The organism is Bradyrhizobium mercantei, assembly GCF_001982635.1.
Taxonomy (GTDB): domain Bacteria; phylum Pseudomonadota; class Alphaproteobacteria; order Rhizobiales; family Xanthobacteraceae; genus Bradyrhizobium; species Bradyrhizobium mercantei.
In genome coordinates, this window is sequence record NZ_MKFI01000003.1 from 571972 (window position 1) to 598182 (window position 26211).

Annotated in this window: 28 protein-coding genes; 18 read left to right on the top strand and 10 right to left on the bottom strand. The window is 65.3% G+C overall.

Annotated elements, in window-relative coordinates; translation table 11 throughout:
• Position 1: 1 nt before the first annotated feature.
• Positions 2-676 (bottom strand): HAD family hydrolase, encoded by a 675-nt coding sequence (locus BI327_RS16280; protein ID WP_076861575.1) that lies wholly within the window; start codon positions 674-676, stop codon positions 2-4.
• Positions 673-888, bottom strand: a complete 216-nt coding sequence (locus BI327_RS16285; protein ID WP_076861577.1) for a cysteine-rich CWC family protein — start codon at positions 886-888, stop codon at positions 673-675. The genes BI327_RS16280 and BI327_RS16285 overlap by 4 nt, the downstream gene beginning before the upstream one ends.
• A 102-nt stretch (positions 889-990) precedes the next feature.
• Here BI327_RS16285 and BI327_RS16290 point away from each other — a divergent pair, with 102 nt between their 5' ends.
• A complete protein-coding gene (locus tag BI327_RS16290; RefSeq protein WP_076861579.1) occupies positions 991-2559 on the top strand; it encodes a DUF1800 domain-containing protein in 1569 nt (522 codons plus the stop codon).
• Complete coding sequence (locus BI327_RS16295; RefSeq protein WP_076861582.1) at positions 2556-3785, top strand: DUF1501 domain-containing protein; 1230 nt, start codon at positions 2556-2558, stop codon at positions 3783-3785. The genes BI327_RS16290 and BI327_RS16295 overlap by 4 nt, the downstream gene beginning before the upstream one ends.
• 180 nt (positions 3786-3965) lie before the next feature.
• Here the strand turns inward: BI327_RS16295 and BI327_RS16300 are convergent, their stop codons facing one another.
• The 3 genes from BI327_RS16300 to BI327_RS16310 form a co-directional block, all read right to left on the bottom strand.
• Positions 3966-4904 (bottom strand): aldo/keto reductase, encoded by a 939-nt coding sequence (locus BI327_RS16300; protein WP_076861583.1) that lies wholly within the window; start codon positions 4902-4904, stop codon positions 3966-3968.
• Positions 4905-5180: 276 nt separating this feature from the next.
• Positions 5181-5642 carry a GNAT family N-acetyltransferase gene (locus BI327_RS16305; RefSeq protein ID WP_076861585.1) on the bottom strand — a complete coding sequence of 154 codons (462 nt, stop codon included), beginning with the start codon at positions 5640-5642 and terminating at the stop codon, positions 5181-5183.
• Positions 5643-5798: 156 nt separating this feature from the next.
• On the bottom strand, positions 5799-6614 hold the full coding sequence (locus BI327_RS16310) for a PAS-domain containing protein (RefSeq protein WP_076861587.1): 816 nt from the start codon (positions 6612-6614) through the stop codon (positions 5799-5801).
• Positions 6615-6825: 211 nt separating this feature from the next.
• Between BI327_RS16310 and BI327_RS16315 the strand changes: the two genes are divergently transcribed.
• Positions 6826-7179, top strand: coding sequence for a DMT family protein (locus tag BI327_RS16315; RefSeq protein ID WP_076861590.1), 354 nt, complete (start codon positions 6826-6828; stop codon positions 7177-7179).
• A 15-nt stretch (positions 7180-7194) separates the two neighbouring features.
• Here BI327_RS16315 and BI327_RS42740 read toward each other — a convergent pair whose 3' ends face one another.
• The 3 genes from BI327_RS42740 to BI327_RS16320 all read right to left on the bottom strand — a co-directional run bounded on the left by BI327_RS42740 (position 7195) and on the right by BI327_RS16320 (position 8422).
• Complete coding sequence (locus BI327_RS42740; RefSeq protein ID WP_167386881.1) at positions 7195-7350, bottom strand: hypothetical protein; 156 nt, start codon at positions 7348-7350, stop codon at positions 7195-7197.
• A gap of 61 nt (positions 7351-7411) precedes the next feature.
• A complete protein-coding gene (locus BI327_RS42745) occupies positions 7412-7588 on the bottom strand; it encodes a hypothetical protein (RefSeq protein ID WP_167386882.1) in 177 nt (58 codons plus the stop codon).
• Positions 7589-7768: 180 nt separating this feature from the next.
• Positions 7769-8422, bottom strand: a complete 654-nt coding sequence (locus BI327_RS16320) for a glutathione S-transferase family protein (RefSeq protein WP_076861591.1) — start codon at positions 8420-8422, stop codon at positions 7769-7771.
• A 129-nt stretch (positions 8423-8551) separates the two neighbouring features.
• Here BI327_RS16320 and BI327_RS41695 point away from each other — a divergent pair, with 129 nt between their 5' ends.
• From BI327_RS41695 to BI327_RS16335, 4 genes are all read left to right on the top strand, one after another.
• Positions 8552-8734, top strand: a complete 183-nt coding sequence (locus BI327_RS41695) for a hypothetical protein (protein ID WP_143271615.1) — start codon at positions 8552-8554, stop codon at positions 8732-8734.
• A gap of 335 nt (positions 8735-9069) precedes the next feature.
• Positions 9070-10272 (top strand): pyridoxal phosphate-dependent aminotransferase, encoded by a 1203-nt coding sequence (locus tag BI327_RS16325; protein ID WP_076861593.1) that lies wholly within the window; start codon positions 9070-9072, stop codon positions 10270-10272.
• 281 nt (positions 10273-10553) lie between these two features.
• On the top strand, positions 10554-11078 hold the full coding sequence (locus BI327_RS16330) for a DUF992 domain-containing protein (protein WP_076861596.1): 525 nt from the start codon (positions 10554-10556) through the stop codon (positions 11076-11078).
• Between the two features lie 256 nt (positions 11079-11334).
• Positions 11335-11817: a DUF992 domain-containing protein gene (locus BI327_RS16335; RefSeq protein WP_076861598.1), complete on the top strand. Its 483-nt coding sequence runs from the start codon at positions 11335-11337 to the stop codon at positions 11815-11817.
• Here the strand turns inward: BI327_RS16335 and BI327_RS16340 are convergent.
• The gene (locus BI327_RS16340) at positions 11814-12746 is read right to left on the bottom strand and encodes an alpha/beta fold hydrolase (RefSeq protein WP_076861599.1); all 933 of its coding nucleotides are present in this window, start codon (positions 12744-12746) and stop codon (positions 11814-11816) included. The genes BI327_RS16335 and BI327_RS16340 overlap by 4 nt on opposite strands.
• Before the next feature lie 124 nt (positions 12747-12870).
• Here BI327_RS16340 and BI327_RS16345 point away from each other — a divergent pair, with 124 nt between their 5' ends.
• The 6 genes from BI327_RS16345 to BI327_RS16370 all read left to right on the top strand — a co-directional run bounded on the left by BI327_RS16345 (position 12871) and on the right by BI327_RS16370 (position 19290).
• On the top strand, positions 12871-13785 hold the full coding sequence (locus tag BI327_RS16345) for a LysR substrate-binding domain-containing protein (protein ID WP_076861601.1): 915 nt from the start codon (positions 12871-12873) through the stop codon (positions 13783-13785).
• Positions 13786-13955: 170 nt separating this feature from the next.
• The gene (locus BI327_RS16350) at positions 13956-16004 is read left to right on the top strand and encodes an elongation factor G (RefSeq protein WP_076861603.1); all 2049 of its coding nucleotides are present in this window, start codon (positions 13956-13958) and stop codon (positions 16002-16004) included.
• Between the two features lie 95 nt (positions 16005-16099).
• Positions 16100-16741 carry a YoaK family protein gene (locus BI327_RS16355; RefSeq protein ID WP_076861605.1) on the top strand — a complete coding sequence of 214 codons (642 nt, stop codon included), beginning with the start codon at positions 16100-16102 and terminating at the stop codon, positions 16739-16741.
• Positions 16742-16772: 31 nt separating this feature from the next.
• Complete coding sequence (locus BI327_RS16360; protein ID WP_076862175.1) at positions 16773-17615, top strand: shikimate dehydrogenase; 843 nt, start codon at positions 16773-16775, stop codon at positions 17613-17615.
• Between the two features lie 117 nt (positions 17616-17732).
• Entirely contained in the window at positions 17733-18311 is a 579-nt protein-coding gene (locus BI327_RS16365; RefSeq protein WP_167386891.1) for a hypothetical protein, read from the top strand.
• Positions 18312-18681: 370 nt separating this feature from the next.
• The gene (locus BI327_RS16370) at positions 18682-19290 is read left to right on the top strand and encodes a hypothetical protein (protein WP_076862176.1); all 609 of its coding nucleotides are present in this window, start codon (positions 18682-18684) and stop codon (positions 19288-19290) included.
• Between the two features lie 187 nt (positions 19291-19477).
• On the opposite strand, the gene BI327_RS16375 is transcribed toward BI327_RS16370, so the two are convergent.
• Entirely contained in the window at positions 19478-20614 is a 1137-nt protein-coding gene (locus tag BI327_RS16375; RefSeq protein WP_076861608.1) for an alpha-hydroxy acid oxidase, read from the bottom strand.
• A 123-nt stretch (positions 20615-20737) separates the two neighbouring features.
• Here BI327_RS16375 and BI327_RS42750 point away from each other — a divergent pair, with 123 nt between their 5' ends.
• The 5 genes from BI327_RS42750 (at position 20738) to BI327_RS16395 (ending at position 26185) form a co-directional block, all read left to right on the top strand.
• Positions 20738-20911 (top strand): hypothetical protein, encoded by a 174-nt coding sequence (locus tag BI327_RS42750; protein ID WP_167386883.1) that lies wholly within the window; start codon positions 20738-20740, stop codon positions 20909-20911.
• Positions 20912-21127: 216 nt separating this feature from the next.
• Positions 21128-22474, top strand: a complete 1347-nt coding sequence (glmM, locus tag BI327_RS16380) for a phosphoglucosamine mutase (protein ID WP_076861615.1) — start codon at positions 21128-21130, stop codon at positions 22472-22474.
• A 258-nt stretch (positions 22475-22732) separates the two neighbouring features.
• Positions 22733-23986 (top strand): MFS transporter, encoded by a 1254-nt coding sequence (locus BI327_RS16385; RefSeq protein WP_076861616.1) that lies wholly within the window; start codon positions 22733-22735, stop codon positions 23984-23986.
• Positions 23987-24290: 304 nt separating this feature from the next.
• Positions 24291-25142, top strand: coding sequence for an outer membrane protein (locus BI327_RS16390; RefSeq protein WP_076861618.1), 852 nt, complete (start codon positions 24291-24293; stop codon positions 25140-25142).
• A gap of 203 nt (positions 25143-25345) precedes the next feature.
• Positions 25346-26185 (top strand): outer membrane protein, encoded by an 840-nt coding sequence (locus tag BI327_RS16395; protein ID WP_245334834.1) that lies wholly within the window; start codon positions 25346-25348, stop codon positions 26183-26185.
• The last annotated feature ends 26 nt before the right edge of the window (positions 26186-26211 follow it).

Below are 26211 nucleotides of genomic sequence, written 5' to 3' on the forward strand. Positions count from 1 at the left end.
CTTAAAGCGCGCCGCGCTCCTGCAGCAGCGCCAGCACGGCGTTGAGGTCGGGCAGCACGGCCGCGCATTTCGCGCGGGTCTCCTCGGTCGGCGGCGCGATGTCCGGCACCATCAGCGTGATCGCGCCGGCGGCATGCGCGGCCGCGACGCCGTGGTTGGAATCCTCCACCGCGATGCAGGCCGCAGGTAGCACGCCAAGCCGTGCGGCGGCCTTGAGATAGAGCGCCGGGTCCGGCTTGCCGTGCGTCACGTCGTCGAGCGTCAGCAGCGTTTCGAAACGATCGCGGATGCCGGCAAGCGTCAGGTTGCGCTCGGCCGAGCGGCGCGAAGACGAGGTGACGATCGCCATCGGTCGCTCCGCGGCGGCGATGGCGTCGAGCAGATCGAGCGTGCCGCGCTTCAACGGCAGGCCCGCGCGCATCATCTCATCGCGATGATCGAGAAAGGCCTGGTTGACGGCGTCCAGCGGAAACGCCGCGCCATAATGCTCGCGCAGCATCGCCTCGCAGACCGGGCCGGGAAGTCCGACCATGGAATGGCACAGCGCGACGACGTCGTCGCTGTAGCCGCATGCATTCAGTGCAGCGACCAGGCTGTCGAAATAAACCTTCTCGGTGTCGAGCAGCGTGCCGTCCATGTCGAGCAGGACGGCGTCGACGGTCCAGGGCGCGTTCACGTGTCGCTCACCGCGGCTTGCTGTTCCGCCAGTTTCCGCAGGCATGCCGGGCACAGGCAGTCGCCGCCGTCGCTCGGCATCGGCAGGCGAAAGCTCTCGTCGGAACACCAGCACGAACCCGTGAGCGAGCAGGAAAATTCGCTGCCGCATGCCGTGCAGGCGAGCCGGCGCGGCGAGGCTTGTTCGGAACGATCGGTCGACGAGAGGTCCATTCTAACCGCGATTTAATGCGCGAATTAATCTCGGGTTCATCCCGGGCCGCGCTATGATGCCTGCAACTGATATAGCCGGGATAGGCCGTTAAGGGAATTCTGATGGCCCGTGATTCGCAAGCCGCGCTGACAGCGCTCAACCGGTTTGGATTTGGCGCCCGCGGCGGGGCGTCCGGCGACTTCATCAACGCGGCCTCCGATCCCCGCGGTTTCGTGCTGGCGGAACTGGCGCGTCCGAACGGCGCGCTGCTCGAAGTGCCAGGCCTGCTCTCGACGCCGGAGCTCGGCAAGCAGGTGTTCGACTATCAGTTCGAGATCAAGCAAGCGCGTGATGCCGCGAAGGCGGCGCAGCAAGGCGCGAGCGAGACGCCGCCGCAGGGTTCGGACGCGAAGCCGCAGCAGCGGCGCAATCTGTCGCTGTCGACTGCTGCGAAAGAAATCGCCGGGAAGGATCCAGCGATGCAGCCGCAGCCGGCCGACAGCGCCAATGCGGTGATGACGCCGTCCGCGACGATGCAGCCACAAGCCGGCCCAGCGAAGCCGCCGGCGCAGCCGCTCAACATCATCCAGAAGACGTTCCGCGCCGAGGCACTGGCGCGGCTGCAACGCGGCGTGGTCGCCGATTGCGGCATCGTCGAGCGGCTCGTCGTGTTCTGGTCCAACCACTTCTGCATCTCCGCCAACAAGGGCGCGCTGGCGCGGATGTGGGCCGGCTCGTTCGAGCGCGAGGCGATCCGCCCGCATGTGCTGGGCCGTTTCGGCGACATGCTGAAGACCGTCGAGCAGCATCCGGCGATGCTGTTCTTCCTCGACAACCAGCAATCGCTCGGACCGGAGTCGCGCGCCGGCATCAATCGCCATCGTGGCCTCAACGAGAACCTCGCCCGCGAGATCATGGAGCTGCATACGCTCGGCGTCGGCGGCGGCTACACCCAGGACGACGTGACCTCGCTGGCGCGCGTCATCACCGGCTGGACCTTTGCCGGCCGCCAGGGCCGGCTCGGTACGCCCGGCAGCTTCGCGTTCAACGCCAATGCGCATCAGCCCGGCCCGCAGCTTGTGCTCGGCAAGACCTATGCGCAGGCCGGCATCGCGCAGGGCGAGGCGGTGCTGTCCGACATCGCGCGGCATCCTTCGACCGCCAAATTCATCGCGACCAAATTCGCCCGCCATTTCGTCGCCGACGATCCGCCGCCGGCACTGGTGGCGAAGCTGCAGGATACGTTCACGAAGACCGACGGCGATCTCAGGGCGCTGGCCACGACGCTGGTCCAGTCCAACGAGGCGTGGCAGGCGCCGCTGACAAAGATGCGCTCGCCCTACGAATTCCTGGTCGCCTCCGGCCGCCTGCTGGCGCGCAATCCGGAGGATCCGGGCCGCTATCTCAACGGCCTCAATTTGCTCGGCCAGCCCTTGTGGTCGCCGGCCGGGCCGAACGGTTTTCCGGACACGGCCGCGGCCTGGGCGGCACCTGAAGGCATCAAGCTCAGGCTCGACATCGCCGCGCAGGTGGCCTCCCAGCTCGCCGACAAGTTCGACCCGCGCGACCTGCTCGAGCTGGTCGCTGCGGATGCGGCGTCACCGGAGACACGGCGCACCATCGAGCGCGCGGAATCGCGGCAGCAGGCGCTGGCGCTGCTGTTGATGTCGCCGGAATTCCAGAGGAGATGACGATGGATTGCTCCGAGAGCTTGACGATGCAGGCGACGTCGCGGCGCGCGCTGCTGCTCGGCGGAGCCTCGTTTGCGGCCTGGGCCTACTTGCCGAAATTCGCGCGCGCGGCCGACGGCCGCGATCCGCGCTTCGTCACCATCATCCTGCGCGGCGCGCTCGATGGCCTTGCCACGGTTGCGCCGATCGGTGACCCCGATTATGCCGGCCTGCATGGCGCGATCGCGCTCCGCTCCGATGGTCCGAACGCGGCCGTGATGCTCGATCAGTTTTTCGGCCTGCATCCGGCGATGCCGGAATTTACGCGGATGTACCGCGCCAAGCAGGCCGCGGTGGTCCATGCGGTCGCGACCTCGTATCGCGATCGCTCGCATTTCGACGGCCAGGATGTGCTGGAGAGCGGCTTCCCCGGTCCCGGCCGCGTGCAGTCCGGCTGGCTCAACCGCGCGCTCGAGGCATTGCCGAAGGGCGAGCGGGTGACGAGCGCGCTTGCGGTCGGCCCGACCACGCCGCTGGTGCTGCGTGGCGCGGCGCCAACGGTCGGCTGGGCCCCGACCGCGCTGCCACAGGCCGCCGACGACACCGCGATGCGGCTGCTCGATCTCTATCAGCATCGCGATCCGACGCTGGCGAGCGCGCTGACCCAGGGCTTGCAGCTCGAGAAGCAGGCGCAGGGCGACGAGATGAAGCCGAAGCCCGGCGGAGGCGGTGCGGCGGCGATGCGGCTGGTGGCGCGCGGCGCCGCCAAATTGATGGCGGCCGATGACGGTCCGCGGATCGGCGCGCTCGCCTTCGACGGCTGGGATACGCATGCCAATGAAGGCGGGCCGGTCGGCCGGCTGGCGCAGCTGCTCGGCGGTCTCGATGGGGCGCTGGCGGAATTCCAGAGTGGCCTCGGCGCGCGCTGGCGCGACACCGTGATCGTGGTTGCCACCGAGTTCGGCCGCACCGCGCGCATCAACGGCACCGAGGGCACCGACCACGGCACCGGCACCATCGCGCTGCTCGCCGGCGGCGCGGTCAATGGCGGCCGGATGATCACCGACTGGCCCGGCCTGAAGCCGGCCAATCTCTACCAGGCCCGCGACCTCGCCCCGACCACCGACCTTCGCGCCGTCATCAAGGGCGTGCTGCACGACCAGTTCGGCCTCGGCGAGCGCGTGCTGGCCGACACGGTGTTTCCGGACAGCGCCCCGGTGAAGCCGATGAAGGGGCTGGTGGTGTAAGCGCCAACCCCAATCACTGCGTCGTCCCGGCCAAGCGAAGCGCGAGCCGGGACCCATAACCACCGAACGAATTTACTCGAGAACGCTGGGGCCACAGCATGGCGTCCAACTACGCCCTGTGGTTATGGGTCCCTGCTTCCGCAGGGACGACAGTTGTGACTGTGGCTTCAGCGGAGCCTACTACTTCGTAATCCCGTCGATCTCCGCCATCTCCTCCGCAGTCAGCTTCCAGCCGATTGCCTTGACGTTCTGCTCGACCTGCTCGACCCGCGTCGCGCCGGCGATGACGCTTGAGACTTGCGGGCGCGCGGCGAGCCAGGAGAAGGCGAGCTCGAGCATGGTGTGACCGCGCTCGCCGGCGAAGGCTTGCAGCTTCTCGACGATGTCCTCGTTGCGCGGGGTGACGTAGCGATCCTTCAGCGCCGGCGCCTTGGCGAAGCGGGTGTCGGCGGGCGCGGCGGCGCCGCGCTGGTATTTTCCGGTGAGGAGACCGCTGGCGAGCGGGAAGAACGGCAGCAGGCCGAGATTGTATTGCTGCGCCGCCGGCAGCAGGTCCTTCTCGATGCCGCGCACCACGAGGCTGTATTCGTCCTGGCAGGACACGAAGCGGTTCAGGTTCATCTGACGCGCGACGTATTCGGCTTCCGCGATCCGCCACGCCGGGAAGTTGGAGTTGCCGATGTAGCGCACCTTGCCCTGGTGCACGAGATCGTCGAGCGCGCGCAGCGTTTCGTCGATCGGGGTCAGCGGATCGTAATCGTGCTGCTGGTAGAGATCGATGTAGTCGGTCTTCAGCCGCGTCAGGCTCGCTTCGACCGCCGACATGATGTAGCGCCGCGAGGCACCCTGCTTGGTGCCGTCGGTCGCCATCGGCTTGGAGAATTTGGTGGCGAGCACGATGTCCTTGCGGCGGTCGCCCAGCACGGTGCCGAGCACGGTTTCCGAGCCGCCCATGCCCGCATAGATGTCGGCGGTGTCGAACAGGGTGATGCCGAGATCGATCGCCTTGTGGATCACCTTGCGGGAGGTTTCGAGATCAGTGCGCTGGCCGAAATTGTTGCAGCCGATGCCGACCGCGGACACGCGCAGGCCGGAGCCGCCGAGATTACGAATTTCCATGAGACGATCCTGTGGGATAGGCGAGGGAGCGTGCGGATTGTGACGCGCACGCCGCGGCGCGGCAAGGTGCTGCCCTACCGCCGATCATGCATGGCAATGTTGCGAAAAAGGAAACGTCGCAAAAAAAGCGGTCCCGGTCAGACGCGGCGACTGACGGGGACCGCTCGGGGCGAAGATCTGAGACGGGGGGCCTGATCTTACGCGAGCGGAAGCGTAGCGGGGCTTTGTAACGCGGCGGTGACACCTCTGTGCAATCCACAGGCCGCGACTGCGCGCTCAGAGAATCTTGCGATAGATGACGAAGCCGGGCCTGTCCGCGACCTTGTCATAAAGCTGCATCGCGGTGTGATTGGTCTCGTGCGTTTGCCAGTAGACGCGTGGCGAGCCAACAAGCCTGGCCTGCGTGTAGACGCCGTTGATCAAGGCGCGGCCGACGCCCTTGCCGCGCGCGGCTTCGCTGGTGAACAGATCCTGCAGATAGCAGGTCGGCGCGATCGCCGTGGTCGAGCGGTGAAACAGATAGTGCGTCAGCCCGAGCAGCCTGCCGCCGGCGTCGGCGACCAGCGCATGCACCGGCTCATAGGCGTCGAAGAAACGCTCCCACGTCATTGCGGTGATCTCGGGTGCGAGCGCGGTTGGCCCTGAACGTTCGTAAAAGGCGTTGTAGCCGTCCCACAGCGGAAGCCACTGGGCGTAGTCGTCGCGCGTGACGAAGCGGATGGTGACGTCGTCGGACATGAATGATCCCTGGATGATCCCGCGTTACGCGATGTCTGCGCATCGCCTCGCAAGGTTCTAGAGCATGATCCGGAAAAGTGTGAAGCGTTTTCCGAAAAGATCATGCTCAAACTGACGTCGCAGTCGTGGGGGATCAATTGCGAACGAGGTCGCGCCTCACTCGGCGGCGCGCAGCAGCCGCGCCAGATGGCCTCCGCGCCCGGCGCGCTGCGCCCGGTATTCGTCGGCCTTCGCGGGATCGTCGGTGTGGCGCACGAGGTCAGTCACCGGCGTGTAGCTCAGCATGCGGCCGCCGTCGGGCAGCGCCGTGCAGCTGAAGCGCAGCACCTGGCCGTCGGCGAGGTTGAGGTTGATCGGCGTGGAATCGCCGGATCGCATCATCTCGATGCGCTTGGTGACGAACGCGCTGAGTTCGTCTTCCGGCAGTTCATAGGCGCCGGTGTCGCGGCCATGATACATCAGCGCGACGAAGGGCGGCTTGCTGTCGGCCTGCGCGTCGGACAGCGCGAAATAGTCGCGGAAGGCGCGGTTGATGAATTCGGCGCGGGTGTCGGCGTCGAGCAGCACGATGCCGATGTCGACCTGGTCGAGTGCGGCGGCGAGCCGCTCCGCGGTGGCGTGATGCTGCTGGTCCGCGGCAAAGGCGTCGATCCATTTCTGCCGCAGCATTCCGGTGATCAGGGCGGTGCCGGCCGTGGTCGCCGCCAGCATCAGCATCCGCGCGACGTCGGCTGCGTCATAACCGGGTAGCGCGCGATGATCGAGGAAGAACAGCGCCGAGGCGGCTACCGCGATCGCGGCGGAGATCAGCCCGGAGGTGATGCCGCTGATCGAGCTCGCAAGCGCCACGATGCAGACGAACAGCGGCGCGGGATTGGGGACGGCGACGATGAGGCGATCGATCACGAAGGCGGCAAGCGCCGTGATCGCCGTCAAGGCCGGACCTGAAATTGCACGCCAGTCGAACCGCATGCCCGTTCTCGCTGTCTGTCGAACAAACGATAAAGCGGTAGTTTGACGACAGGCCCGCAACGGCGCCGGGATTTCCGTCCCGACCGTTAAGCCGGCCTTGCCCGGGCCGGACGAGCTTTCGCTGCTTTCAAATCAAATGCTATGCAGACCGGAATGGAACCCGGTTTCGTGCCTGCGGGTTACCGCGTGCTTTGCTTTCACGAGGACATCGATGCCCGCCATTTCGCCTTCGCTTCTGCCTATCCTGATGCTGTTTGCCTCGAACGTCTTCATGACCTTCGCCTGGTACGGCCATCTCAAGTTCAAGGATCATTCGCTCCCCCTCGTCATCATGGTGAGTTGGGGCATCGCCTTCTTCGAATACTGGCTGGCGGTGCCGGCCAATCGCTGGGGCAGCGAGGTCTATAACGCAGCGCAGCTCAAGACCATGCAGGAGGTGATCACGCTGGTCGTGTTCGCCGGCTTCTCGGTGCTGTATCTGAAGGAGCCGCTGGGCTGGAATCATGCGCTCGGATTCGCCTTCATCGCCGCCGGCGCGTTCTTCATCTTCCACAAATGGAGTTAAGGCGCGCGAAGCGCCTTAATGGTGCGGAGCCGGCTTGGCGGCCGGCGTCGTGACATGCGCGGGGTGGGCGCGGTCTTCGCCCTGCGTGCCGGTCACGATCAACAGCGATGCGGCCAGCAGGATCGCCGCCGACAGCGTCACGGTCACCAGTCCGACGGGGGTCTTCATCATGTCGCGCCGCTGTCTCTCCCGCGCCTTGCCGCGGATAAGGTGCCAAACTGGAATTGCTTGATTACGCCGGGATCGGCGTTGCCACGCTGATACCGCTCGACAGCACCGTCACGGCGACGACCAGGCACAGCGTCAGCGCGCCAAGCGCGAGCGACGCGGCGATCGCGTTCGTCAGCCGGGATGATGCCACTGGGGCAGGGCGGCCATGGAAGCCTGCCGTGCCGGACCACCGTCTCATGGTCTAAATCCCTCAGGCCGCGAGCGAATCACTCGCGACATCCGAGCAAATCTGCCCATCGTCACAGGCAAGATTGCGGCGGCGGAGCACGCCGAAAACGGCCAAAATACGGCACCAATGGCAGTTTTGCCCGTTATTTAGGCAGTTTCCCCGTTATTCCCGATATTCAGACCCTGATGGTCAGAGGCCTGCCACCAGGCGGGCCTCTGGCTCGGCCTCGGGACCCGGCTGCCAATCCATCGAGACGAATCCGGGCGCCTGCTCGACCCGCTTCAACCAGGCCCGGATCGACGGGAAGGTCGCCAGGTCGAAGTCGCAGCGGTCGGCGACGTGGGTGTAGCCGTAGAGGGCGATGTCGGCGACGGTGAGCTGCCCGGCGGCGAAATAGGCGTGCTCCTTGAGGTGATTTTCCATCACCTGCAACGCCGCGTAGCCGCGCTCCATCCAGTCCTCCAGCGCGTGGGTCTGCAGGTCGCGCCCGCCCTTGACCAGCGACAGCCAGAAATAGGCAGCGCCGATATTCGGCTCCAGCGCATGCTGCTCGAAGAACATCCATTGCAGCGCCTCGGCGCGCTCGATCCGCGACTCCGGCGCCAGCGGCGTGCCGATCGCAACGTACCAGAGGATGGCGTTGGACTCGGCGAGATAGCGGCCGTCGGCGACCTCGAGCAACGGCACCTGGCCGCTCGGATTCTTGGCCAGGAATTCCGGGGTGCGGCTCTCGCCGCTCAGGATGTCGATCTCGATCGCCTCGTACGGCGTGTTCAGCACCGCAAGCGCCAGCCGGACCTTGTAGCTGTTGCCGGAGCGCTGCATCGAATAAAGCTTGTACATTGCGTCGGGGTTCACTCGGTGCGTCGGGTTCACTTGGTCTGAGACGGTACGCTCGAAATTGCGCGGCCTGTCACACCGCAACGCCGCTAAACAATGATGCCGACAGGGGGGCGTCGCAAGCCCTGGAGTGTGGAAAAAGTCGAAACATCTACCGCACTGCACGCGTGCAGAACGATTCCATCAACACGGCAGAACAACTCGGATCACGCCTCTGCGACGCTGTGCACGGTGCCGGTCGATGCCAAGGTCGATGCCAAGATCGATGCCGACATCAATGCCGTGGCGGGCCGTGCCGCAAGCCACAAATCTTAACGCGTTGCGGCCGATGGCGGCCGTGCCGGATGGCCCGCCCGTCAATGCTGTCGGGCAAGGGCCAAGCCGCAGATTGTCCTCGGAGCAATCCGCGCTGACGCATGCGGCGCAGGCCTTGCCCGCTAGGCCAAAGCGGCCGCCGCCGCGCTTGCCGGATATGAGCGATTTGGCTCCGGAACTTGCGGAAAATTGCGCATACCGCGCGCCATGCGCGAAAGTTTTCGTGCTTGACCGCCAAGCTTCTTGCGATGCAGCGGCGACAGGCCTAGGGTGCCTCGATCCCATTCAAATCAAGTCGTGGCGCAACCGCTCACGACGTTTGCCAGGAGATGATAATGGCCTTCCTGTCCGCTGCGCTCGACCGTGTGAAGCCGTCCGCGACGATCGCGGTCACGGACAAAGCACGCGCGCTGAAAGCCGCGGGCCGCAACGTCATCGGCCTCGGCGCCGGCGAGCCGGACTTCGACACGCCCGCCAACATCAAGCTGGCTGCGATCCACGCGATCGAGGCCGGCAAGACCAAGTACACCGATGTCGGCGGCATTCCGGAGCTCAAGGAAGCCATCATCAACAAGTTCTCGCGCGAGAACGGCCTGACCTACAAGCCGAACCAGATCATCGTCGGCACCGGCGGCAAGCAGGTGCTCTACAACGCGCTGATGGCGACCATCAATCCGGGCGACGAGGTCATCATCCCGGCGCCGTACTGGGTCAGCTATCCCGAGATGGTGGCGCTCGCCGGCGGCGAGTCGGTGCCGGTGGTGTGTCCGGCCTCGACCGGCTTCAAGCTGCGCCCGGAAGATCTCGAGAAGGCGATCACGCCGAAGACCAAGTGGGTGATCCTGTGCTCGCCGTCGAACCCGACGGGCTCGGCCTACACCAGGAGCGAGCTCAAGGCGCTGACCGACGTGCTGGTCAAGCATCCGCATGTCTGGGTGATGACGGACGACATGTACGAGCACCTCGTCTATGACGACTTCGTCTTCACCACGGCGGCGCAGGTCGAGCCGAGCCTCTACGATCGCACGCTGACCGTGAACGGCGTGTCGAAGGCCTACTGCATGACCGGCTGGCGCATCGGCTATGCCGGCGGCCCGGCGCATCTGATCAAGGCGATGGCGACGATCCAGTCGCAGTCGACCTCGAACCCGTCGTCGATCGCGCAATGGGCGTCGGTCGAGGCGCTCAACGGTCCGCAGGACTTCATCGCCGCGAACAACAAGGTGTTCAAGGAGCGTCGCGACCTCGTGGTGTCGATGCTTAACCAGGCGAGCGGCATCGAGTGCCCGCGGCCCGAAGGCGCGTTCTACGTCTACCCGTCCTGCGCCGGCACGATCGGCAAGACGGCGCCGACCGGCAAGGTGATCGACAACGACGAAGCGTTCGTTACCGAGCTGCTCGAGAGCGAAGGCGTCGCGGTGGTGCAGGGATCGGCGTTCGGCCTCGGCCCCGCATTCCGCATCTCCTACGCCACCAAGACTTCGGATCTCGAGGATGCCTGCAAGCGCATCCAGCGCTTCTGCGGTAATCTGAGGTAGTTCAGTTTCGAACTAGAAAACTTCGAACCGAAGACTTCGTACCAGGCAACGCTCTCGCACCATGTGCGGGAGCGTTTCTGTTTGTGTATTCACCTCGCGCGGGCCGGTAAAATCGCAGAGTCAAATCACAAGCCGCTCACCTCACGTGTGTGTGTGCGAACATCAATGCCACACGCGGGAAGTTTTTACGGCCTCTTTGCGAGCTGCCTTGTTTTGGACACGAGCCTTCCTTTGTGTCCGGCGCACAAATTCCAGTTCAGTTCACCTTGCGGAGACAGATAATGCGACTTTCGACTCTCACCCTTGCAGCGCTTGCGTTGCTGGCGCCGTTCGCCACCGCCAACGCGGCACCTCAGCAGGTTCAGGCCGGGGTTCTGCAATGCCAGGGCGGCGAGAATGTCGGCTTCGTCGTCGGCTCTGTTGCCCGCCTCGAGTGCGTGTTCCAGAGCGGCGGCCGCCGTCCGGAGCCCTATGTTGCGACCGTGAAGCGTATCGGCGTCGACCTCGGCGTCACCGCGACGACCCAGCTCGCCTGGGCCGTGAGCGCGCCGACCACGCAGCTCCCGCGCGGAGCGCTTGCCGGCAGCTACGGCGGCGTCGGCGTCAACGCCTCGGTCGGCCTCGGTGCCGGCGGTAACTTCCTGTTCGGTGGCCCGAACAACGCCTATGCGCTGCAGCCGGTCAGCGTGCAGGGCCAGACCGGCCTCAACGTTGCGGCCGGCATCGCCGGGATCGATCTCGAGCCGGTCGCCGCCGGTGGTCCGCGTCGTCACCATCGTCACCACCGTCATCATCACCACCACTAAGTTGGTGGATGTTCGATCTAGGAGGCCCGCGAAAGCGGGCCTCTTTTTTTGCTCAGTGTTGTTGAATGTCCGTTGCGTGACGGGACTTGTCGCGTGCCATAGCAGCGCCGCAACAGCTCCCAACAATCGGTGGCCGGGCACCGCAAATTCTGGCTGACCATCGGCTGTTATGGCATAGGATACGAACGGCGCCGCAGACACGGCGCCGTTCTGTTCTCTGCTCGCGTCAATGCCTCTCAGCCGGAGACTCCCCACCATGCGTCGCTTCACTCTCCTCGCCGGTGCTGCCATCGCCACGCTGACCGCAATCGTTGGCGTCAACGCCCAACAGCCGAGCCAGCGCGTGCAGGTCGGTGTCCTGGAATGCCGCGGTGGCGCGAGTGTCGGTTTCATCGTCGGTTCCGTGACCCATCTCGGTTGCGTGCTGCGCGCCAACGGCCTGCCTGAGGATCGCTACATCGCGACCATCCAGAAGGTCGGCCTTGATCTCGGCATCACCCAGGAATCGGCGCTGGCCTGGGGCGTCTACGCACCAGTGGAGCGGCTCGGGCCGGGTGCGCTCTCCGGCAACTACGCCGGTGCGCAGGGCAGCGCGACGCTCGGCGTCGGCGTCGGCGGCAATGTGCTGGTCGGTGGCTCCGACAACACCATCGCGCTGCAGCCGCTCAGCGTGCAGGGCCAGGTCGGCGTCAACATCGCCGCCGGGCTCGAGAGCCTGGAGCTCCGTCCGGGGCGCTAACGCACGCCAGCAGCGTTCGCCAAACTGCCGAAGAAGCCGCGGGCTTCCTCGGCGACGATCCCGGGCGCCTCGGCGTGAACATAGTGCCCGGTGTCGACGAAGCTGATCGAAGGGTCACTCCAGTAGTCGCCCAATTTGTCCGACCATTCGGGCGCGATCAGCGGATCGCGGCGGCCCCAGAGAAAGCGCGAGGGGATTTCGATGCGCGGCTGCGCCGGCAGTCTGCCTTCGAGCCAGAGCCGGCGATTGGGCGCGGACGAGAGATACCAGTCGAAGCCGCCCTGGATGTTGCCCGGCTTCATAAAGTTATCGACATAGGCTTCCAGCAGATCGCCGAACACGGCGGGATCGTCGCCCGACCAGTGGTCGAGGAAATGGCGGAAGTAGAGCCGGCATGACTCGCGCGAGCTGCCGACCAGTTGCGCGGCCCATGGCAGCTGCTGGAAGTATTGATACCAGACCTCGATCAGGTGACCGGGCCCGCCGTAGCGCTGGCCGAGGCCCGGATAGGGCGTACAGAGATAGAGCGTGCCGGTCAGCCGCTGCGGTCCATGATGCGACATCGCCTGCATGACATAGGCACCGAGATCGCCGCCGATCACGCCGAAGCGGTCATGGCCGAGTGCGTCCATGACGGCGAACATATCGAGCGCGTGGCGCTCCGCGGTGGCGGACGCGTCGGGCCCCGGCACGGGTTTGCCGGTGTCGCCGCAGCCGCGCAGGTCGGGCGCGATCAGCTCGAAGCTGTCGCCGAGACGCAGCATCAGCGGACGCCACACCAGCCAGAACTCCGGCCAGCCATGCAACAGCAGCAGCGGCTTGCCCTTGCCGAAGCGCGCGACGTTGACGCGCAGGCCGCCGATATCGATCTTCCGTTGCGTGATGCCTGCCGCGGCTGCGTCCGCGAAAGCCTGTTCCAGCGCCGTCATTGCGAGCTCCTGTGGTTTGCCGCAGGCTGTCCGCGTTGGCGCGTCCGGTCCAATACTCGTTCGATACGGTTGCAGAGCTATCGCGTATGGCTGCCGGCGCCGGCCGCCGTGCTATACCGCCGGCATGGAATTGCGACACCTCAGATATTTTGTGGCGCTCGGCGAGGAATTGAATTTCACCCGCGCGGCCGAGCGGCTGCATATCGCGCAACCGCCGCTGAGCCAGCAGATCCGTCAGCTCGAGGACGAGCTCGGCGTGACGCTGTTGCAGCGGAATAGCCGTCCGGTCCGGCTCACCGAGGCCGGCGAGCTGTTTCTGGCCCGCGCCCGTGCGCTGCTGGCAAGTTTCGAGGAGGCGGTTGCGGATACGCGGCGCGTCGGTCGCGGCCAGGCCGGCAGGCTCGCGATCGGATTCGTCGGCTCGGCGATGTTCGCCGGCCTGCCCGATATCGTCGGCGCCTATCGCTACGCCTGCCCCGATGTCGAGCTCGTGCTCGACGAGATGCTTGCGGCCGAGATCGCCGAGGCGCTGCGGCGGCGCCGGATCGATGTCGGCTTCGCACGCCCAGCGCTGTTGCCGGAGGCGGGGCTTGCCCAGCGCCTGATTCTCGATGAGCCCTATGTCGCGGCGCTGCCGCGCGCGCATCCGCTTGCCGAGAGGGACGAGATTGCGCTCGCCGAATTGTCCGACGATGCCTTCGTGCTGTATCCGGCGCGGCCGGAGCCAACGGTCACCGGCCTGATCGTCGCCGCCTGCGACGCCGCAGGCTTCACGCCGCGGCTCGCGCAGGAAGTTCTGCATCTGCAGACTGCGATCGGCCTGATTGCCGCCGGTGTCGGTGTGTCGCTCGTCCCGGAGGCCGCGGCGCGCGCGCAGACCGGTCGCGGCGTGGCGTTTGTCCGGCTTGCCGCGCCGGCGGTGAGCGCTCCGCTCGCGATCGCGTGGCGTGAAGAGGATGTTTCGCCGGCCGTGCAGCGCCTGCTCGACCTTGCGAAGCGCTGGCGCGACATTACAGCGAGACCGGACGTCAGGAACTGACGTACCGGACGCAATCTTCCGAAAATTGACGGCGCTTCGCTCCGCCGGTGCAAACTTCCGCGACGCCGCACCGCAGCGACGTTTTCCCGCTTGCCAAATGTCAAACGCAGGCAGAGCATGAACGGTCGCCGACCCAATCATGGGCCGAGCTCCAACACGAGGAGGCGGCAATGGGACAAGACGTCAGAAGTCCCCGAGGTCCACGGTGCATCGCGCTGGTGGGCCCTTTCCAAAGCGGTAAAACCACACTTCTGGAAGCAATCCTGGCGCGCACAGGCGCCATCAAGTCATGCGGCAGCGTCGATGCCGGAACCTCCGTCGGCGATGCCAGCCCCGAGGCGCGTCAACACAAGATGGGCGTAGGCCTGACCGCCGCCACCACCACCTTTATGGGGGACAGCTACACCTTCATCGATTGTCCCGGCTCGATCGAATTCGCGCACGACATGCGTGCCGCGTTGCCGGCGGTCGATGCCGCGGTCGTGGTCTGCGAGGCTGACGAGAAGAAGCTGCCGCAGCTGCAGATCATCCTGCGCGAGCTCGAAGAGCTCGGGATTCCCCGTTTCCTGTTCCTGAACAAGATCGACCGCGCCAACAAGCGCGTCCGCGAGACGCTTCTGACGCTGCAACCGGCGTCGCGCGTGCCGCTGGTGCTGCGCCAGATCCCGATCTGGAACGGCGATCTGATCGAAGGCTTTGTCGATCTCGCGCTGGAGCGCGCCTTTGTCTATCGCGAGCACAAGCCGTCGGAAGTGATGGCGCTCGAGGGCGGCAACCTCGACCGCGAGAAGGAAGCGCGCTTCTCGATGCTGGAGAAGCTCGCCGATCACGACGATGCGTTGATGGAGCAATTGCTGGAGGACATCCAGCCGCCGCGCGATGCCGTGTTCGACGATCTCGCGCGCGAATTGCGCGAGGGGCAGATCTGCCCGGTGCTGCTGGGAGCTGCGAGCCGCGAGAACGGCGTGCTTCGCCTGATGAAGGCGCTGCGCCACGAGGCGCCCGGCGTCATTGAGACCGCCAGCCGGCTCGGCATCAAGGATCAGAAGGATGCGCTGGCCTATGTGTTCAAGACCGTGCATCTGCAGCACGGCGGCAAGCTGTCGCTGGCGCGCGTGCTGATGGGCCATCTCGATGACGGCGCGACGCTGCAGGCTTCGAGCGGCGAGAGCGGGCGCGTCTCCGGCATCCTCGCGGTCTCCGGCACGCATGACAGCAAGCGGCCGTCGGCGGAAGCCGGCGACACGGTTGCGCTCGGCAAGCTCGACGCGATCAAGACCGGCGATACGGTCTCGAGCGGCAAGACGGCGCCGGGCTCGCTGGCCAAGGTCGAGCCCGCCGCCGCGGTGCTGTCGATCTCGATCGCCGCGACCGACCGCAAGGACGACGTCAAGCTCGGCCAGGCGCTGCTGCGGCTGAACGAGGAGGATCCCTCGCTGACGATGATCCAGAACCCGCGCACCCACGACACCGTGCTGTGGGGGCAGGGCGAGATGCATCTGCGCGTCGCGCAGGAGCGGCTGAAGGACCGCTACGGCGTCAACGTCAAATCGCACCCGCCGGCGATCGGCTACCAAGAGACCATCCGCAAAGCCATCACCCAGCGCGGCCGGCACAAGAAGCAGTCCGGCGGCCACGGCCAGTTCGGTGACGTCGTGCTCGACATCAAGCCGAAGCCGCGCGGAAGCGGCTTCGAATTCCACGAGAAGGTGGTCGGCGGCGCGGTGCCGCGCAACTATATCGGCGCGGTGGAAGAGGGCGTCGTCGACGCGCTGGCGCGGGGGCCGCTCGGCTTCCCCGTGATCGACGTCGATGTCACGCTGACCGACGGCTCCTATCACAGTGTCGACTCGTCCGATCTGGCGTTCCGCACCGCGGCGCGGATCGGGGTCAGTGAAGGCTTGCCGCAGTGCCAGCCGGTGCTGCTCGAGCCGATCCACATGGTCGAGATCGTCTGCCCGACCGATGCCACCGCCAAGATCAATGCGATCCTGTCGGCGCGGCGCGGCCAGATCCTCGGCTTCGACACCCGCGAGGGCTGGAGCGGCTGGGACTGCGTCCGCGCCACGATGCCGGAATCCGAGATCGGCGATCTCATCGTCGAACTACGGTCGGCCACCGCCGGCGCCGGCACCTTCACCCGGCAGTTCGACCGCATGGCCGAAGTAACGGGACGCGCCGCCGACCAGATCATCGCCGCGCATCGCGACGCGGCGTGAGGTTGGTCCCGCGATCACGCCCCGCGCGGGCGTGATCGTTGGCAGGATGGCCTGTTACAGCTAGCTTGCGTCCCTGATGGGGGCGCAAGGACATCATGCTTGGATCCAGCCGTAACCTGGCGCTGGCCTGCGCGCTCAGCGCGCTGGCCGGCTATGTCGACGGCATCGGCTATCTGCATCTCGGCGGGCTGTTCGTCTCCTTCATGAGCGGCAACTCGACGCGGCTCGGGGTGACGCTGGCCGAGGGACATTGGCAGCATGCCCTGGAGGCGCTCGCGCTGATCGTGCTGTTCGTCGCGGGCGCGGCGGCCGGCAGCCTGATCGTGCTGAGCCCGCTCGTGCATCGCCAACCGCTGATTCTGCTTGTCGAGGCGCTGCTGCTGACGGCCGCGGCATTGGCCTATGCCTATGGCCTGCCGAACGCGGCCATCGCCGCCATCGTACTGGCGATGGGGCTCGAGAACGCGGTGTTCCAGCTCGAGGGCGGGGGCGGGCTTGGCCTGACCTATGTCACCGGTGCGCTGGTCAAGGCCGGCCAGCTGATCGCCGCTGCGTTGACCGGCGGCGCAGGCTGGGCCTGGCTGCCCAATTTGCTGTTATGGGCGGCGCTGGTCGCGGGCGCGCTCGCCGGGGCACTTGCCTACCGGTGGATCAACCTCGCCGCGATCTGGTTTGCCGCAGGCACCGCGTTCGCCCTCAGCGCGCTGGTTGCCGTAACCGCGAAGCGGACGGATTGACAGCACGCCTGCATTGGCCGATGTCACCATCATGACATCCGCAACCAAAACCCGCGCTGCGTGCCTGATCGGCTGGCCGGCGGCGCATTCCCGCTCGCCGCTGATCCATCATTACTGGCTGCGCACGCTCGGCATCGAGGGCGGCTATGTGATCGAGGCGGTGCCGCCGGAGGATTTCAAGGATTTCCTGTTCCGCCTGTCGCTGCGCGGCTTCGTCGGCGCCAACGTCACCATCCCGCACAAGGAGCAGGCGCTGGCGCTCTCGGCACCGGATGAACGTGCTCGTGCGGTCGGCGCCGCCAATACGCTGTGGTTCGCCGACGGCGAGCTGCGCTCGACCAACACCGACGTCGAAGGCTTCATCAACAATCTCGACGCCTGCGCGCCCGGCTGGGACAAGACCGAGGACGCGCTGGTGCTCGGCGCCGGCGGCGCGTCGCGCGCAGTGGTGTTCGGCCTGATCGAACGCGGCATCGCGCGCGTGTACCTGGTCAACCGCACCATCGATCGGGCCCGGGCGCTTGCCGACCTGTACGGCGGGCGCGTCCATCCGGCGACCTGGGACACGGTCGGTGAGCTGCTGCCGCGCGCCGGCCTGCTCGTCAACACGACGTCGCTCGGCCAGCACGGCCAGCCTCCGTTGGAGATCGATGTCGGGCTGTTGCCGCAGGACGCGGTCGTTTCAGATATTGTCTATGTGCCGCTGCTGACGCCGTTGCTTGCAGCAGCACAGGCGCGCAATCTGAAAACCGCCGATGGGCTCGGCATGCTGCTGCATCAGGCGGTGCGCGGTTTCGAATTGTGGTTCGGGCAGCGCCCGCACGTCACGGCGGAATTGCGCGCGATCGTTGAAGCCGATCTCACAAAGACTTGAGGGCTGGAATAGCGTCTCCGGAACGGGGTCTCGTGTTAGTCCCCCCGCGTTCCTTCCCGGAGATCACTGATGCCTGCCAACCGTTCCCATCTCATTCGTCCGTTCATTGCGCTTGCGATGGTGACGGCGTCCACGCTTTACGCGCTTGCGCAGCAGCCGCCGACGCCGACGCGGGTGCGCGGAACCGTCGAAAGCGTCGACGGCGATACGCTCGCGGTGAAGTCGCGCAGTAGTGAAGACGTCAAGCTGCATATGGCCGGCAATATGGTGGTGCTTGGTCTCACCAAGATCGCCCTGGCTGACATCAAGGTCGGTTCCTTCATCGGCACGACCACGGTGCCCGGCCCCGACGGCACGCCGAAGGCGGTCGAGGTGCATGTCTTCCCCGAGAACATGCGCGGCACCGGCGAGGGTTCGCGGCCGTATGATCTGAAGCCGAACAGCAGCATGACAAATGCGACGGTCGCGCAATCCGTGGTCAGCAATGACGGTCATACGTTGCTGGTCAAGTACAAGGACGGGGAGAAGAAGGTGCAGGTCACGCCCGACACGCCTGTCGTGACCTATGTTCCCGGCGACAAGGCGGACCTGAAAGCCGGCGCCAAGGTCATCGCCTTCATGAAGAAATTGCCCGACGGCTCGCTCGAGACCGATCGCGTCAGCGTCGGCCGCGACGGGCTGACACCGCCGATGTAACGCTTGCTCTCACCCTCTCCCACGCAACCGGGGTTCACCCCGGTTGCGCATCAAGACGCTGCGCAAGTCGGGCAAGCCCGACTTGCGTGTGGGAGAGGGGCGCTTCGCACAGCGAAGCGGGGTGAGGGGTTTGTCTCCGCGGACAGAGACCCCTCATCCGTCTCGCATCTGTCGATGCGAGCCACCTTCTCCCACAAGGGGAGAAGGGAAGAGAGTGCTACATCACCTGTCCGTGACCGCAGTAACGGCCCCTCAACTGGTGCGTAATTGTCGTGCGAGCCGCCATTCCAGCGATGAGTTGTGGCTTGCACGGAATACCACCAATCCCCCGGTGTTCCCTGAATCGCCAGCCAAACCCATGAGGAACACCATGCCGAAATCGCCGCTCTTCGCCGCATTACTTCTCGTTGCCTTTGCCTCGGCCGCATCTGCGCAACAGCCGCCGGTGGTGCGCATTCGCGGCACCATCGAGGCCGTCGATGGCGCCATGCTGTCGATCAAGTCGCGCGACGGCGCCGACATGAAGGTGCGGACCACCGACAACGTCGCGGTGTTCGGCGTCGCCAAGACCGATTTGTCGGAGATCAAGCCCGGTTCCTATATCGGCGTCACCGCGATGCCCGAGCCCGACGGAACACAAAAGGCGATCGCGGTTCACATCTTCCCGGAAAACCAGCGCGGCGCCGCCGAGGGCTTTCGTCCCTGGGACCTGCGCGCCAACTCGACCATGACCAACGCCACCGTCGCCGAGACGGTGCAGGGCACCGACGGTCAGAACATCACGGTGAAATACAAGGACGGCGAGAAGAAGGTCGTGGTGCCGCCGGGCACCCCGGTCGTCACCTTCGTTTCCGGCGACAAGTCGGAGCTGCAGCCGGGCGCCAAGATCATCATCTTCGGCGCGGTGAAGAAGGACGACGGCACGCTGGAAGCCAACCGCGTCAATGTCGGCCGCGACGGCGTTACGCCGCCGATGTGAGGCGAAGCGGCAGCCTCTCTCAACACGTCGTCCCTGCCTAGTGCGCGATTGCGCACGGGAGCAGGGACCCATAACCACCGATGGTAAATGTTGAGAAGAGCTGTGGCCACAGCCGTGTTCAAATCTCGCACGGCTGTGGTTAGGGGTCCCGGCTTTCGCCGGGACGACGATGCTTCTTGCAGCCGCCCTAAACCGCCAGCACCTTGTCGTCGATCTCGGCGATGGTGTTGACGCCGCACAGCCCCATCGTGGTGGTGAGCTCCTTGCCGAGGATGTCGAGCGCCTTGGCGACGCCGGCCTCGCCGCCGGCACCGAGGCCGTAGGCATAGGCGCGGCCGATCATGCAGGACTTCGCGCCAAGCGCCAGCGCGCGCATGATGTCCATCCCGGTGCGGATGCCACCATCGAACATGATCTCCATCTGCGAGCCGACCTCGTCGACGATCTCCGGCAGCACCTCGATCGAGGACGGGGCGCCGTCGAGCTGGCGGCCGCCATGGTTGGAGACCACGATCGCCTGCGCGCCGGTCTTGGCGGCGAGCTCGGCGTCCTCGACGTCCAGGATCCCTTTCAGGATCAGCTTGCCCGGCCAGATCGAGCGGATCCAGTCGATGTCCTTCCAGTTCAGCGTGGTGTCGAACTGCGACGCGGTCCATTCCGACAGCTTGACGATGTCGTCCATGCCTTTGACGTGACCGGCGATGTTGCCGAAGGTGCGGCGCTTGCCTTGCAGCACGCCCGACACCCAGGCCGGCTTGGTCGCGAAGTCGATCAGCTTCGACAGCGACCATTCCGGCGGCACCGTCATGCCGTTCTTGATGTCCTGGTGGCGCTGGCCGATCACCTGCAGATCGACGGTCAACACCAGCGCCGAGCATTTTGCCGCGATCGCGCGCTCGATAAGCGACTTGATGAAGCCGCGGTCCTTCATGACGTAGAGCTGGAACCAGAACGGCTTGTCGACGGCGGCGGCGATGTCCTCGATCGAGCAGATCGACATCGTGCTCTGGGTGAAGGGGATGCCGGCGGCCTGGGCGGCGCGGCAGGCATGGATCTCGCCGTCGCCATGCTGCATGCCGAGCAGGCCGACCGGCGCCAGGATCAGCGGCATCGCCGAGGGCTCGCCAAGGATAGTGGTCGCCAAAGTGCGCTTGGACACATCGACCAGGATGCGCTGACGGAACTTGATCTGCTGCAGGTCCTCGGAGTTGGCGCGCAGCGTGTCCTCGGTGTAGGAGCCGCGGTCCGCATAATCGAAAAACGCCTTCGGCACCCGGCGCTTGTGCAGCTGGCGCAGATCTTCGATGCAGGTAATGTGCTTCATGGACGTTCCCGGCCCTTCTTCTTTGGCGCAAGTCTATTCAAGCGAGCCTTGCGGGTATTCGCTCTTGCCGTCATCTAGCATGGTTGAAGGGGCTGCCAAATCGAAGACGAATGGGAGAGCACGATGACGCAATCAGGCTCCAAGCCGAAAGCAGACGACAGCGCCGAAAAGCGCCGGCTCGACGAGGCGCTGGAAGAGGGGCTGGAGGAGACGTTTCCCGGTTCCGACCCCGTCAATGTCACCCAGCCGGCCCCCAGCAAGGGCGACCAGCACGTCAAGCGCAACGGCAAGCGGTAGTGGACAGCGTTCGCTTCCGGGATTACGATAAGTGTGATAATGTTATATTTTTCAGTGCCTTAATCTCGATCCAAGCGGTTTGATGACGGTAATGATTCATCATATTTTTTGAAGTCATCTTAGCGCTCGGCAGTCTATAAGGCCGATGCACGCTAGACTGGCAGGCGTTCGGGACTCTCTCGCCGGGTGGTTCGAGAGGTCCGTGTTGGGGGTTACATGAGCCGCAAATATTTCGGGACCGATGGAATTCGGGGCCGCGCCAATGGTTTGATCACGCCGGAGCTCGCGCTCAAGGTGGGGCAGGCTGCAGGGTTGGTGTTCCAGCGTGGCGACCATCGCCATCGCGTCGTGATCGGCAAGGACACGCGGCTGTCCGGCTACATGATCGAATACGCCATGGTCGCGGGCTTCACCTCGGTCGGGATGGACGTGCTGCTGCTCGGCCCGATGCCGACGCCCGCGGTTGCGATGCTGACCAAGTCGATGCGCGCCGATCTCGGCGTCATGATCTCGGCGTCGCATAATCTTTTCGAAGACAACGGCATCAAGCTGTTCGGGCCGCAGGGCTTCAAGCTCTCCGATGATGTCGAGAAGCAGATCGAGCAGCTGCTCGACGAATCGCTCGACCGCCGGCTGTCGCAGAGCGCGAGCCTCGGCCGCGCCCGCCGCATCGACGGCGTCCATGACCGCTACATCGAATTCGCCAAGCGTACGCTGCCGCGCGACCTCTCGCTCGACGGCCTGCGCGTCGTGGTCGATTGCGCCAACGGCGCCGCCTACAAGGTGGTGCCGGAGGCGCTGTGGGAGCTTGGCGCCGACGTGGTGCCGATCGGGGTCGAACCCGACGGCTTCAACATCAACAAGGAATGCGGCTCCACCTCGCCGGAAGCGCTGTCGCGGAAGGTGCGCGAGATGCGCGCCGACATCGGCATCGCGCTCGACGGCGATGCCGATCGCGTCATCCTGGTCGACGAGCGCGGCCACATCGTCGACGGTGACCAGTTGCTGGCGGTGATCGCGCAGAGCTGGAAGGAAGAGGGACGCCTCGCCAAGCCGGGCATCGTCACGACCGTGATGTCCAATCTCGGGCTGGAGCGCTTCCTGCAGGGCCAGGGCCTTTCGATGGTCCGCACCCCGGTCGGCGACCGCTATGTGCTCGAGCAGATGCTGAGCGGCGGCTACAATCTCGGCGGCGAGCCGTCGGGCCATATCATCATGTCGGACTATTCGACGACCGGCGACGGCTTCGTCGCGGCGTTGCAGGTGCTGGCCGTGGTGCAGAAGCTGCGCCGCCCGGTGTCGGAGATCTGCCGCCGTTTTGATCCATTGCCGCAGATCCTGAAGAACGTGCGCTATCGCAGCGGCAAGCCGCTCGACGACGCCGAGGTCAAGTCCGCGATCACCGACGGCGAGAAGCGCCTCAACGGCCATGGCCGCCTCTTGATCCGTCCGTCCGGCACCGAGCCGGTGATCCGCGTGATGGGCGAGGGCGACGATCGCATCCTGGTGGAAGAGGTCGTCGACAACATCGTCAGCGCACTCGGCCACGCCGCCGCTGCTTGATCGCCTAGCTCTCCGACCAACGTTTCCCCGTCATCCTGAGGAGCGGCCACTTGGCCGCGTCTCGAAGGATGCACGGCCAACAGCCGGGCCGTTCATCCTTCGAGACGCGCTGCGCGCTCCTCAGGATCACGGGGAGGCGGACAGTAGCGGTGAGAACCACACAGCGCATCGCTGCCATCGGCTAACGCAACTGGTCCGCCCTACCTCCGCGTCGTACGACACGGAGGTAGTTTTGCGAATCCGTCCGGGAATGCTGCATTGAACAAGCCTGTCGTGAGCGAAGAGGCACTGGGCGAACCGGTGCTGGTGCCGGAACTGACGGCTGCGCAGGCTGCCAAAGCGGCGGTCGCGGGGCCGGCCTATGTCGTGCTCGCCGGCATCAGCTTCTCGCACTTCCTCAACGACACGATGCAGTCGCTGATCGCCTCGGTCTATCCGATCCTGAAGGACAATTACGCGCTCGACTTCGCGCAGATCGGCATGATCACGCTGGCGTTCCAGTTCACGGCCTCGCTGCTGCAGCCGCTGGTCGGGCATTTCACCGACAAGAAGGCGCAGCCGTTCTCGCTTGCGATCGGCATGGGCTTCACCTTCTTCGGCCTGCTGCTGCTCAGCGTCGCGCATACCTACGGGATCATCCTGATCGCGGCGTCGCTGGTCGGCCTCGGCTCCGCGGTGTTCCACCCGGAATCGTCGCGCATCGCGCGGCTGGCGTCCGGCGGACGCTACGGCTTCGCGCAATCGGTGTTCCAGCTCGGCGGCAGTTTCGGCACCTCGATGGGGCCGGTGCTCGCCGCACTGATGGTGCCGTTCGGCCAGCCCTCGATCGCCTGGTTCTCCTCGATCGCGTTCCTCGCCATCGTGATCCTCTGGCGCATCGGTGCCTGGTACAAGCCGCAGATCGCAGGCAAGAAGGCGGTCAGCATCGAGCGGCATCCCGACCATCCGGATCAGCGGCGCGTGATGACCGCGCTCGTCGTGCTGGTCGCGCTGCTGTTCTCCAAGCAGCTCTATGTCTCGAGCCTGTCGAGCTATTACATCTTCTATCTGATCGACCGGTTCGGCGTCTCGACCCAGGCGGCGCAGCTCTATCTCTTCATCTTCCTTGCCGCCAACGCCGCCGGCGCGTTCATCGGCGGACCGCTCGGCGACCGCTTCGGCCGCAAATACGTGATCTGGTTCTCGATCCTCGGCGCGTTGCCGTTCACCCTGGCGCTGCCCTATGCCGGCCTGTTGGCGAGCGCCGTGCTGACGGTGGTGATCGGCTTGATCATCTCGTCGGCGACCTCGGCGATCATCGTGTTCGCGCAGGAATTGATGCCGCATCGCTTCGGCATGATCTCCGGCGTGTTCTTCGGCGTCGCCTTCGGCATCGGCGGTCTTGGCGCCGCCGTGCTCGGCAAGCTCGCCGACCACACCTCGATCGCCTTCGTCTATCAGCTGTGCGCCTTCCTGCCGGCGATCGGCCTGCTCGCGGTGTTCCTGCCGAAGATGCCGAAGACTGCTCGCTGAACTGCCTGGCCGCGGTGGCAGCGGCGCGCGCATTAAGTATTCGCTAACACTCTCCGCCCGCGTGCGCTGCAAACAGCGCGCATCCGTCAAAGCTTCATTAGCACTTGTGGCGAGACCGCCATCTTTCGCGGCCGCATGCGCGCATCTATGGACCCATAAGCGCCAGCCGCAGAAAAACGTCAGAGAAAATCAACCTTAAAAATTAGGGTTAAGTGCCGCTTAAACATTTGCTGGCATCGTCCGCCCGTGAGTTTCAGACGTGGGGCTTTCGTGTCGCCTCACTTGGCACAAAAGGACGAAGCCAATGCGTAGCGTAAAGACCCTGCTTGCCGCCGGCGCGGCATCTCTGTTGTCCTCGGCGGCGTTCGCCGCCGACATGCCCATCATGCCGCCGCCCCCGATGGCGTATGCTCCTCCGCCGGTCCAGGATTTCGGCGGCTGGTATCTGCGCGGCGATATCGGCATGACCAACACGCAGGCCAAGCTGCACGTCAACGCCTACGACACGCTGCCGGCCGGCACAGCCTTCAACCAGTATGGCCACGGTTTCGACGGCGGCATGCTGTACGGCATCGGCGTCGGCTATCAGTTCAACAGCTGGTTCCGCGCCGACATCACCGGTGAGTATCGCTCGAAGGTGAGCTTCAACGGCACCGACTTCTTCACGTTCCCCGGGCCGAGCTCGCTGGGCGATACCTATCACGGCGGCATCTCGAGCTGGGTCGGCCTCGTCAACGTCTACGCCGATCTCGGCACCTGGGGTTGCCTGACCCCGTTCATCGGCGCCGGTGTCGGTGCCGCGACGATCAAGACCGCGGCGTTCTCCGACGTCGCCACATTCCCGAGCGGGTCGGGCCTGACCAGCTCCTTCATCGCCGACGGCGCCACCAAGACCAACTTCGCCTGGGCGCTGCATGCCGGTGTCGCCTACAAGGTCACCAACAACTTCACGGTCGAACTGGCCTATCGCTACCTCGACATGGGCACCGCCGGCCAGGGCCAGGGTCACTTCTTCGACGGCACGCCGACCGGTCCGTCGAGCTTCCAGTACCGCGACATCACCTCGCAGGACGTGAAGCTCGGCGTCCGCTTCGCCCTTCCGTGCTGCGACGTGCCGCCCCCGCCGCCGCCGCCCCCGCTGATCCGCAAGGGCTGATAAGGGTTAATTTCGACCGGTCCACGGTTAACGATTGAAACGGCGCGGGATCATCCCGCGCCGTTTTTCTTTGCGGCGTGGCGTCGCGAGCTCTTGCAGCTCACGTGGTCGAAATCCGCCGACGACAACGATTGGTTAAGGTTAACAGGCGATGATCAACGCGCATTCGGTAAGTGGGATGGAGCGTTGCGATGCGTAGGTTCTTGCTGGCGGCGATGATGTTCGGAGCGGTGACCGGCGCACATGCTGCCGACATGCCCGACTTCCTTCGCGGCAGTCTTCCGGCTTCCAGCGCGCCGACCAGAAACTGGGACGGCTGGTATGTCGGCGGCCAGGTCGGCCAAACTTGGATCAACACCGACTTTGGCGGCAGCGTTTCGTCTCTGACCAATTCCATCTTCCGCAACACCACGCTGCAAGACCCGGTGTCCCAGTTCAATTTGCTGGGCCGGGTCAATGCGCAAAGCTCGGGCTTTGGAGCGTTTGTCGGACGCAACTGGCAGTATGACGACGTCGTGGTGGGTGTCGAAGCAAACTATACCTATTGGTCCGGGCTTACGACAGTGACCTCCGGAAGCCTGGGACCGATTCAGGTCGCGCAGCCGACCCTGGTGCTGCCGGCCGGCGCCACCGCTGCCGACGGCGTGTCGTTGAATGGAAGCGCTTCGCTGAAGCTCAAGGATGAGATGACGTTCCGCGGGCGCGCGGGTTGGGCGACCGGTGACTTCATGCCGTACATGTTCGGCGGTCTGGCGGTCGGCCGAATGGACGTCGCGCGCACGGTCACGAGCTCCGTGAACAGAACGATCAACTTTGCCGACGGGAGTTCGACCACCTTTGCGCTCCCGCAGTTTTCCCAGACCGCAACGGATGCGAAGACGGACAATTACGTGGCCGGCTGGACCGCTGGTCTCGGCCTGGAATACATGCTGTGGAACTGCGTGTTCGTGCGCGGCGAGTGGGAGTACGTCAAGTTCGCGCCGGTCAAGAACACATCGGTCACGCAGAACAGCGTACGCGCGGCGATCGGCTACAAGTTCTGACGCGCGCCGCGTCGCTTGACACCGCA